The sequence below is a fragment of the Sutcliffiella rhizosphaerae genome (assembly GCF_917563925.1).
Lineage (GTDB): Bacteria > Bacillota > Bacilli > Bacillales > Bacillaceae_I > Sutcliffiella_A > Sutcliffiella_A rhizosphaerae.
This window is the reverse complement of record NZ_CAKJTJ010000008.1, coordinates 48,203-58,714: the sequence shown is the minus strand read 5'-3', so window position 1 is coordinate 58,714 and position 10,512 is coordinate 48,203. Positions and strand designations below refer to the sequence as shown.

Genomic DNA, 10,512 nt, shown 5'->3' with positions numbered 1-10,512 from the left:
CCTGTGGAAATGGTTTTCATAAAAGCGATGACGACCCGAAAAACAGGAAAATCGATATAAATGGGCCATCACAATGTATATGCAATAAATATGAATACAATCTCGATAATAATCAAACATTACTAAAGCCCATTCAGAAAGCTTAATCCTTACTGAATGGGCTTTAGTAATGTTTATAATTTGATAGTTAGCTTGATTTTTCGTCTATCTCTAAGGAAAATGGAAAAAGAATAGCTAATTTTAATAGTGAGTGATCTGACAAATAAGAAGGAAGCAGAAGACTCGTTCTAGCTTCCTCCAAAGGAGTATATTACTGATGAAGCTTACAAGTGATGTAGCGTCAATGATCGTTAAACGACTAAAAGCAACGATAGGTCACCATATAAACATTATGGATGAAAAGGGCATGGTAATAGCAAGCTCAGATGAAGAGCGGGTGAATACTATTCATACCGGGGCTATAGAGGTATTGCAGTCGAAGAAAGAACGAATTATTGAAGAACAACTACCTTTGCTGCCTGGTACAAGACCTGGAGTCAATTTACCGATAGAATTTCTTGATGAAATAATTGGAGTTGTCGGCATAACAGGGAATCCTAAAGAGCTATTGCAGCTCGCACAAATGACAAAGATTACAGTGGAGCTAATCATTCAGCAGGATTATTTGAAAAAGCATGCATTTTTTGAACAGCAGCTAATGCACTCATGGATTATGGAGCTGATTAGTACAAACGATCTTAATGAGGAAAAATTGACGAAAGAAGCGAAGCATTTTCTGCAAATTGACTTAAAAATAGCATATACGGTTCTTGTGCTTGAGGTATTTACACTGTCTTCTATAAACGATGATTTATGGGCAATTAATGAAAAAAAGGAAGCAATTCTTTCCGCTCTTCCCTTAACCAAAATGGACATTTCATTTGCTAGCTTCACAAATGAGGAGCTACTAGTGGTCGGGATACCATCGGATGAATTATCTGTGGCAAACGATTTTTATCGTTTATTAAAGGGTTTAAATGCTAAGTTGTTTTCCACCTTAAAGATAGGAGTTGGCAATAGCAAGATTGGTCTTATTGGCATACGTGAATCTTATAAGGAAGCAAGACAGTGTGTGCATTTAATGAATAAATTCTCAACTGATAAAACGATCTCCCAAATTCAATCGTGGGGGTTAATTCGCCTTTTAGATGAAATAAAACCATCTGTTAGAGAAGAATTTTTGGCTCAATATCAAGTGGGAAATTTACCACTACATTTAAGGGAGACATTAGAGGCATTGATAGAAAACAATCACAACATAAATGATACCTCGAAAAAACTGCATATCCACCGTAATACTCTCCATTATCGACTAGAAAATATTGAGCAATTGACTGGCCTTCATCCTAAAACAATGAACGGGTTAGCGCTATTACATATTTTACTTATTTTTGATAAGCTTAGAGAAACGTTCTAGGCTTTTTTTGTGCATTTGCACAAAAGTAAGTGTCGAATTTCCTGCAAGTTTAGCTGGATATCTAATGTTTTTATTTTCAGAATATTATTAAATATTTATATAGTATAAATAAGAGAAAAGGTGTTGTACAAACAAATGAAAATTATCATCGCTCCCGATTCTTTTAAAGGAAGTTTAACCTCCATGGAAGCTGGAACCATTATTAAAAATGCTTTTCAAAAAGTATTCCCACAGGCAGCTATCGAAGTGGTTCCCATGGCTGATGGTGGGGAAGGAACCTTAGATACGCTTTTATTTTCAACAAAAGGTAAGCGTTTACAAAAAGAGGTGAAGGGACCCTTAGGTGAACCTGTACCTGTAGAATACGGAATATTAGGGGATGAGGAAACAGTTCTAATTGAAATGGCTAAAATCTCTGGATTGCCCATGGTGGAAGAGAGCAAACGCAATCCATTGAATACAACTACCTATGGAATTGGGGAAGTAATCTTAGATGCGATTAATCAAGGTTATCGAAAGTTTTTAATCGGTTTAGGAGGAAGTGCAACAAATGATGGGGGCCTAGGTATGCTGCAAGCTCTTGGTGCAACCTTTCAAGATGAAGCAGGAAAAAAAGTACCTCCTTTTGGCTCAGCAGTTGGAGAAGTGGCAAGTGTGGATTTCTCCACGATACATCCACAAGTGAAGGAGTGTCAATTTGATATTGCAAGTGATGTGGAAAATCCCCTGTGTGGAGAGATTGGAGCATCTGCTGTTTTTGGTCCGCAAAAGGGTGCAGATGAGAAAATGGTGGAGATGCTGGATGCTTCATTAAGTAAGTATGGGGCACTAATCGAACAGCACTTGGGTAAAACTTTTCAAAACATGAAAGGAGCTGGTGCTGCTGGCGGATTAGGTTTTGCATTTTTATCCATAGGTGGAACCATTCTGTCCGGATCTAAATTAATCGCAGAAGCAGCCAACCTACATCAAGATATTCCTCATGCAGATTTAATCATCACAGGGGAAGGCCAAAGTGATTTTCAAACGCTTTACGGAAAAATACCTGGATATATTGGGCAACTTGCATCGGAAAATAATATTCCAGCAATGCTTATTTCAGGTAGCTTAGGAGATGGGTACGAGAAGCTATACGAATATTTCACAAGCTGTGATTCAATTGCAACTGGTCCCATGTCGATTGAAGACTGCATCTTACATGCAGAAAATCTTTTGTATAAAAAAGCATACAATCTTGCAAAAATTATTCATTTGCATTCAAAGGGGGATTAACCAATGGAAGGGCCATTATTATTTTTAATATTATTTCTTGGCGTTGTATTTATCGTATTTTGTACAGCAAAATTAAAACTAAATCCGTTTTTGTCTTTATTATTTGCTGCTTTTCTCGTTGGTATTTTTGCAGGTCTACCTATAAATGAAGTGGTAGATGCTGTTAACGGCGGGTTTGGAGGATTAATGAGTAGTATCGGGATTGTCATCGTGGCAGGTACTATCATTGGAACAGTTCTAGAGAAATCTGGGGCTGCTTTAAGAATGGCAGAAGTAGTGCTTCGAATTGTCGGCCAAAAACGCCCACAGTTGGCCATGTCGATGATAGGTGCAATTGTAAGTATTCCGGTATTTTGTGACTCTGGATATATTATACTATCAAGCTTGAAAAAGACGTTAGCAAAAAGAGCAAAGGTAGCACTTGCATCAATGTCAGTAGCTTTGGCAACAGGGCTTTATGCTACACATACGTTGGTTCCGCCAACACCAGGACCGATTGCGGCTGCAGGTAACATTGGAGCAAGTAATTACTTAGGCACAATCATTTTAATCGGTTTATTAGTTTGTATTCCAACTATAATCGTTGGATATATTTGGGCAGTAAAAGTAGGTTCTAAGATTCGTATTAAAGGTGAAGATGATCTTGAGCTAAACTATGAAGACGTAGTGAAGTCATTTGGGGAGCTTCCGAGCACAGCGAAATCCTTTACCCCAATTTTACTTCCGATAGGGTTAATTGCTGCAGGTACAATTGCTAGTTTCGTAAATATTGAAGGACCATTAGCAAGTACTTTAGCATTCTTAGGTTCTCCTGTAGTAGCTCTTCTAATTGGGGTATTAGCATCCTTCTTCCTTATGCCAAAATGGAATGAAGAAACCCTTACTGGCTGGGTAGGAGAAGGGATGAAAAGCTCGACAAATATTCTTCTTATTACCGGTGCGGGTGGAGCATTTGGCTTTGTCATTAGAGCAACACCAGTAACAGATCAAATTCAAAGCTTTGTAGATGGTGGAGTGCTAACAGGTGCATTATTTTTACTAGTTCCTTTCCTAATTGCAGCTGCCTTGAAAACAGCTCAAGGATCTACCACGACATCTATGGTTATTACCTCAGCCCTTTTTGCACCATTACTACCGCAATTAGGAATTGAAGGTGCAATTCCACTAGCTTTAGTAGTAATGTCCATCGGTGCAGGTGGGATGGTAGTAAGTCATGTCAATGACAGCTATTTCTGGGTCGTTAAAGAATTCAGTGGGATGGAAGTCACGGATGCCTACAAAGCTCAAACGATGGCAACACTTGTCCAAGGTGTAACTGCTATCACTTTTACCCTACTCCTTTGGGTATTGCTGGTGTGAAAATTACGCGTCCAAAAATAAATTGCTTGGAAGAAAACCTATTTTTACGGTTTTCTTTCAAGCATTTTTTATAATAAAAGTATAATTCTTTAAAAAGAACATGGTATAATAAGGAAAAATATGGGGGTGGAATGTGAAAAGAGAGGTACGTCTCACAGAGAAGTTGTTATTGGCGGGATTTAGTTTCATTTTGATTTTTATGATAGTGCAGGATTGGGTCCCATTAGGTTCACTGAATGATGTTTACGCCATTGCTGAGGATCGTACAACTGGGGAATTAATCACCGTAACTCTAGTTGGTTTTGTGCAATTTCTAATTTTAACCGGGGTAGTTCTCTATTTTTTAGGGAGAAGATACCCATTTCTAATCAAGCTCTGGTTAATTATCCATCAAATGTTTATCTTTGTAGGAGCACTTTTTGCTTGGTGGATCCCGTACTTCTTTGGTTATGGTGCAGCAGAAAGGGTCGAAAGATATGATCAAATGTTTGGAAATACCCACTCCTTCCTACCACCAATGAATGGCATCGTTCCTAATACACTCCACACTATTTTTCATTTCATTCTTTTCATCTGCATCCTTTTGACCATATATATTAGCATCACAGATTCAAGGAAAAAGAAATCGACGGTGGTAAGTTTAGACCGGTAACTTGTACCTTCAATGGACAAAAACCATCCTTGCTAACATGCGAGTCTCAACAAGCGGTAGGCAGCTGGGGAGATAGTGTTTTTAGGCTACCCCTAAAAAATGTGAACTACACTAGAAGATAAACAATCCCTCACTATGAAAGTCAACTAAAAAAGGTGGACTCTTGTGGGAGTTCACCTTTTCTTTATACTATTGGGTTAATCAATGGAAACAACAGTGCCGTCCCCTTTATTCCTCGGAAGGATCAGAATCTCAACCCGACGGTTTTGGGCTCTCCCTTGCTCGGTAGAATTGGTGGCGACCGGGTAGTATTCACCGAAGCCTTTGGCGCTGAACCAGCGGGGGTCTAAGTTATCGTTTTCTATCACGATTTTCATGAAGTTTACTGCCCTCATAACGCTTAGTTCCCAGTTGGAGGCGAATTGTGAATTGTTTATTGGTACATTATCTGTGTGACCGCTAATGATGATGTTTCTTGGTGGGTTAATTTCTAGTAAGTTCGAAATCTCTCTTGCGATCACCAAATCTTCGTTTCTAACTCGATCACTACCTGAACGGAATAAGACGTTATCACGAATCAAAAGTAATAGTCCTTCATCGGTCAATGTTGTTTCTAACATTTCGTCTAATTCTTTTTCTGCGATATAAGCGTCTATTTTTTCTTGAATGCCTTTTAGTTCTAGCATATCAGATTCTAAATCGTATTCTTCCTCTGTTTCTTCTTGGTCTTCTTTTTCCTCGAAGGTCACTGCGTCATCCTGATTAATAGGATTTGGATATTCGAGAATGCCAGTCCCTTTTGTGAAAACTTCATTAAATACTTCTGAAAGGGCTTGGAACCTTTTGGCATCGATAGAACTCATCGAATATAATACGATAAACAATGCTAAAAGAAGTGTTAGCAAATCGGCGTAAGGAATTAGCCAGCTCTCATCAATATGCTCGTCATGATCGTGCTTTTTTCGACGTCTACTCATTCGCTAACTCATCACTTTCTTCAAGGATTTTCTTTCTCTCGTTCGCAGGTAAGTAAGAGCCAAGCTTCCTTTCAATAACTCGTGGTGATTCGCCTTGCTGAATAGATAATAGACCTTCAATCATCATGTACTTAAGGTCAGCCTCAAGTTTCGACTTTCTTTTTAACTTATTTGCAAAGGGATGCCACAATACATAACCAGTGAAAATTCCAAGAAGTGTTGCAATGAAAGCAGCACTAATGGCTTGTCCCAGCCCATCAATATTATTCATATACTGCAAAGCAGCTACTAGACCGATTACTGCTCCTAAAACCCCTAGTGTCGGTGCATACGTTCCAGCTTGTGTAAAAATAAGTGCTCCAGATTTATGACGTTCCTCCATTGCTTCAATTTCCTCAGATAATACATCTTTAATAAAGTCGGCACTTTGACCATCAATTACTAAAGAAATTCCGTTCTTTAAAAAGTCATCCTCTATTTCATTAGTAGAGGGCTCTAAAGCCAACAATCCTTCTTTTCGAGCCACTTGAGCCAATTCTGAAAAAGTCCTGATTAATTCCAGCTTGTTCATTAGTTTTTTTTCTTTAAACAAAATACCAAAAAGCTTAGGAACTCTTTTAATTTCTGCTGAAGGAAATGCAATCACTACAGCACCAACAGTACCTAACAAGATTATCAAAAGAGCAGCCGGATTAATAAGTGCAACCGGACTAACTCCCTTCATGAACATCCCAACTCCAACAGCAATCAATCCGACAACTAAACCAATCAACGTTGTTCTATCCATAAAACTCACCTATCTCTCCTATACTAAAAAATACTCTACTCTTTATTTCGACAACTTTCTGGATTTATTAAGGAAACAAGTGGACAGAGATTATGTTTCTTTTTTCATTAAAGGAACTAATAGAGTTGGAAAATCAAACAAGAGTAATATATCACAATCAATTTTGAACTAAAAAGGGATAACCATATTAAATAAAGGTGATGAATCCTGTAAAAATCCTACTCTTAAGCAGATGTAAAATAATAATGGAAAACATATGTATAAGGACCACTTTTTCCTTTTTTTATTTTTGATAAAGGTTTAAGATGGATAGGTATATATTTTACATTATTGTTATTTAATTGATAGTTTTGGTGTCTATACCAGTAAAAAATTGGAGGAGTTATTTTGAACAACTATAGTAGTGTCACCATACTAATACCGGCTTACAATCCAGACCATAAGTTGACGGAATTAGTTAGAAATACTGTGAAAGAAGGTTTTCAAAAAATAATTGTTGTAAATGATGGAAGTAGACAGGAATGTCATCATATTTTTGATGAGTTAAAAAAAATTAATCAATGTACTGTTTTAGAACACAATTTAAACCAAGGAAAGGGGCAAGCATTAAAAACTGCATTTGCCTATTTCTTAAAGAATTCTGCAGGTTCAGAAGGCTTAGTCACAGCGGATGCTGATGGTCAACATGCCGTAGAGGATATGAAAAAAGTAGCAATGAGGTTATACGAACGACCAGATAGCTTGGTTCTTGGGGTAAGGGACTTTTCGGCAGCAAATATTCCCTTTAGAAGTAAATTTGGTAATGTATTAACAAAAGGGGTTGCCCGTTTTGCTTGCGGGATTAATGTTTCAGATACGCAAACTGGTTTAAGGGGAATACCAGCTAGTTTCCTTGAAAAACTCCTCCATGTTGGTGGACAACGATATGAATTTGAGATGAATATGTTAATAGAGTGTAAGACAAACAATATTGATATTGAAGAAGTAACTATACAAACTATTTATATTGATGAGAATGAGTCATCCCATTTTCATCCAATTATTGATTCTATTAAAATATATTCTGTATTCTTCAAGTTTGCCGTATCTTCCGGGCTGTCTTTTGTGTTAGATGTATTATTATTTGCTTTATTTGTTATGTTGCTTAATGGAGTATTTGTGGAAACATATATAATTTTTGCTACCATTTTTGCAAGAGTACTATCTGCACTATTTAATTTTACTGTAAATCGTAATGTGGTATTTAAATCAGCCGCCCCGAAAGCCATCTTAAAGTACTTTACTTTGGCTGTGGTACAAATGCTTGCTTCAGCTTTAGCTGTGTATCTAATATATTTAATGGTAGGGTTTGGAGAGGTTGGAATTAAAATAATCGTTGATTTCCTATTGTTTTTAGTAAGTTTTGTTATTCAACGAGAATGGGTTTTTAAAAAGAGAATAAAGCTGGGTGAAGTACAGTGATTAATTCGCTTTTTCATTTTGGGGCTTTATTTCTATCCTTTGCTGGATGGGGAATGCTTTTTTATAATAAATGGCGTTTAAATCCAGCAGTTATCCCATTACTTGTTTTTTCCTGGGTTACTGCCATTGTCTTTGGAGCAGGATTATTAAATATTATTTCAATAGCTGTTTACCTTATTTTCGCGATGGGAATTCTATTAACCTGTTATTATATTTATCTTTCTTGGAAGAAAAGAGTTGACCTTTTTCCTCTTTTGACACCATCTACCGTTATATTCTTGGTGTCTCTGATTATTATCGTGTTTTCTTTTCGAGGTTTAATTCATACACATTATGATGATTTTAGCCATTGGGGATTAATAGTAAAGGAAATGTTTCAAGTAAATGGTTTGCCTGATGGACGAACAATGGTGGACTTTAAGAACTACCCTCCAGGTAGTGCAGTTTTTATTTTTTATATACTTTCAATCTTTGGATATGCAGAAAGCTATGCCCTTATGGCCCAAGCATTCTTAATTTCCTCAGCGCTTATTGTATTATTCATTTCTATAAAATGGAATAACATAGGAAAACTTGTCCTTGCAATTGTTATTTTTCTCACACTTTTAACTATTAATGGAACGTATATTTACACTCTTCTAGTCGATGGTTTATTGGGGTTTGTAGCACTTGCTATTACCATTATTGCTTTCCATTATCGTCATGATTGGAGAAAAAGTGTGGCAGTTAATGCCCCAATCCTTATCCTACTACTTCTAATAAAAGATAGTGGAAAAGTCTTTTTTCTGATTAATATTTGCATCATTCTTTTGTTTGTCATTAAAAATCAATTAAAAGATAAAACAATAAAGAATCTGCGCTTAAAAGCAATGTCAAGAGTCATAATAGCGGTATTAGTCATACCTCTTTCACTTAACTTTCTTTGGGGACAGTACGTGGACAAAGTTTACCAGGAATCTAATTACAACAAATTTGCTATAAATCGCGCTAAATTAATGGATATTAATAAATCAGAGGAATTTATTCAGCAATTAGGACCAATGTTGATTGAATCTTCAACTAATTTAGAAGTGCCAAGTATAAAAAGTTTCTTAATCTTGAATTGCCTTGTAATTGCAACTATCATTTATATGGCTATCCTACACCAAAAAAGATCTAAGTTGCTTATTTCAAGTTTGATATATGTTAATGCGGCTTATATCTTTTATATTTTCACTCTATATTTAATGTATTTATTTTTAATGCCTGAAAATGAAGCGGTAAGATTAGCTGGTTTTGGAAGGTATCTTTCAACCATTTCCATTTACTGTGTAGGAATATTAATGGCTGTCCTTTCTTACGAATGGACGACACAAGGCACTGTAACAAAAAACAAAGTGGCTCAAGGCATATGTATTCTATTACTGGGCATTTCTTTTTTCTTGCCTTTTAAAGATTCCTTTAAAAACTTAATAACAAATAAGCCTAATTCAGAGACCTCAATTCGTTTAGGTATTAAGGATCAATATCAGCGTCTTCTAAATGCTCAAGCCAGTGGATCGCATGTACTGTATTATAGTCCAAAGAGCTTTGATGATAGAGGATACTTAGACTTTATTTTAAAATATGAACAACTTAATAGGCAATATTCCATTACTCGCAGTGTTAATACAGAAGAAGAACTAAATGAATTTTTTATTAAATTGGAAGCAGCGGATTATTTAGTATTAGTAGATGAAGATCAACAATCAGAACAGCATCTTTCTGGTTATATGGTAGAAAAGAGTAAGAATGGAGTTTATGTGATTGTAAAAGATAATGATGGAAAAATAATAACACTTAAGCCTGTAGAATAGATTACTCGGAAAAGTAATAGTGCTTTTATTTCGAACTCTTCCAAGGTGTTCAACAAATTTTTCTTTAAAAGAGGATATAGGACAACGTAGTCGAATAGTTGATTAGAAAAAGATGGTTCATAATATGATTGACCAGATTTTTCAAACGATTTGATACTATTAAAATGAGGTGATAGGCATGCAAGTTACAGTTGACAAGATCTTTGTTAATTTGCCTGTAAAGGATTTGAAAAGTTCTATGGAATTCTTTGGGAATGTTGGCTTTACCTTTAATCCTCAGTTCACAGATGATAATGCGACATGTATGATCATTGGTGAGAATATTTATGCCATGCTTTTAGTAGAAGATTATTTTAAAACGTTTACGAAAAAGGAGATTTCAGATGCTACCAAAAGTACCGAAGCAATCATTGCCTTATCAGCAGGTAGCAGGAAAGAAGTAGATGAAATCGTTCATCGTGCACTTAAAGCGGGTGGAACACCATCAAATGAGCCAATAGATCACGGCTTCATGTACGGTTGGAGTTTTCAGGATCCAGATGGACATCTTTGGGAAGTTTTTTATATGGAGCAAGGACAGGATTCCGAATAGAATTTTAACAAATTATTCACATAAAAGCTTGAAGGCAAAGTCCACCCACGGACACTGTCTTTAAGCTTTTTTTGTTGAAACCGGAAAATTCCTTCTTTTTACAGTCGACAAATTTCGCGAA

At 36.3% G+C, this 10,512-nt stretch carries 9 protein-coding genes; 7 read left to right on the top strand and 2 right to left on the bottom strand.

Translation table 11 applies throughout. The annotated features are described in order from the left end of the window. Positions 1-316 precede the first annotated feature (316 nt). The 4 genes from LRP81_RS09535 to LRP81_RS09520 all read left to right on the top strand — a co-directional run bounded on the left by LRP81_RS09535 (position 317) and on the right by LRP81_RS09520 (position 4,739). Positions 317-1,456 carry a CdaR family transcriptional regulator gene (locus LRP81_RS09535; protein WP_230501045.1) on the top strand — a complete coding sequence of 380 codons (1,140 nt, stop codon included), beginning with the start codon at positions 317-319 and terminating at the stop codon, positions 1,454-1,456. A gap of 135 nt (positions 1,457-1,591) precedes the next feature. Then, positions 1,592-2,728: a glycerate kinase gene (locus LRP81_RS09530; RefSeq protein ID WP_230501044.1), complete on the top strand. Its 1,137-nt coding sequence runs from the start codon at positions 1,592-1,594 to the stop codon at positions 2,726-2,728. Positions 2,729-2,731: 3 nt separating this feature from the next. Beyond that, the gene (locus LRP81_RS09525; RefSeq protein ID WP_230501043.1) at positions 2,732-4,087 is read left to right on the top strand and encodes a GntP family permease; all 1,356 of its coding nucleotides are present in this window, start codon (positions 2,732-2,734) and stop codon (positions 4,085-4,087) included. Positions 4,088-4,220: 133 nt separating this feature from the next. Then, positions 4,221-4,739: a hypothetical protein gene (locus LRP81_RS09520; protein WP_230501042.1), complete on the top strand. Its 519-nt coding sequence runs from the start codon at positions 4,221-4,223 to the stop codon at positions 4,737-4,739. A 197-nt stretch (positions 4,740-4,936) separates the two neighbouring features. Here LRP81_RS09520 and motB read toward each other — a convergent pair whose 3' ends face one another. After that, positions 4,937-5,716: a flagellar motor protein MotB gene (gene motB / locus LRP81_RS09515; protein WP_230501041.1), complete on the bottom strand. Its 780-nt coding sequence runs from the start codon at positions 5,714-5,716 to the stop codon at positions 4,937-4,939. After that, positions 5,709-6,503, bottom strand: a complete 795-nt coding sequence (gene motA / locus LRP81_RS09510) for a flagellar motor stator protein MotA (protein WP_230501040.1) — start codon at positions 6,501-6,503, stop codon at positions 5,709-5,711. The genes motB and motA overlap by 8 nt, the downstream gene beginning before the upstream one ends. A 387-nt stretch (positions 6,504-6,890) precedes the next feature. Here motA and LRP81_RS09505 point away from each other — a divergent pair, with 387 nt between their 5' ends. The 3 genes from LRP81_RS09505 to LRP81_RS09495 all read left to right on the top strand — a co-directional run bounded on the left by LRP81_RS09505 (position 6,891) and on the right by LRP81_RS09495 (position 10,391). Beyond that, the gene (locus LRP81_RS09505) at positions 6,891-7,964 is read left to right on the top strand and encodes a bifunctional glycosyltransferase family 2/GtrA family protein (protein WP_230501039.1); all 1,074 of its coding nucleotides are present in this window, start codon (positions 6,891-6,893) and stop codon (positions 7,962-7,964) included. After that, the gene (locus LRP81_RS09500; RefSeq protein ID WP_230501038.1) at positions 7,961-9,799 is read left to right on the top strand and encodes a hypothetical protein; all 1,839 of its coding nucleotides are present in this window, start codon (positions 7,961-7,963) and stop codon (positions 9,797-9,799) included. Before LRP81_RS09505 ends, LRP81_RS09500 begins: the two co-directional genes overlap by 4 nt. Positions 9,800-9,977: 178 nt before the next feature. Then, positions 9,978-10,391 (top strand): VOC family protein, encoded by a 414-nt coding sequence (locus LRP81_RS09495; protein WP_230501037.1) that lies wholly within the window; start codon positions 9,978-9,980, stop codon positions 10,389-10,391. The last annotated feature ends 121 nt before the right edge of the window (positions 10,392-10,512 follow it).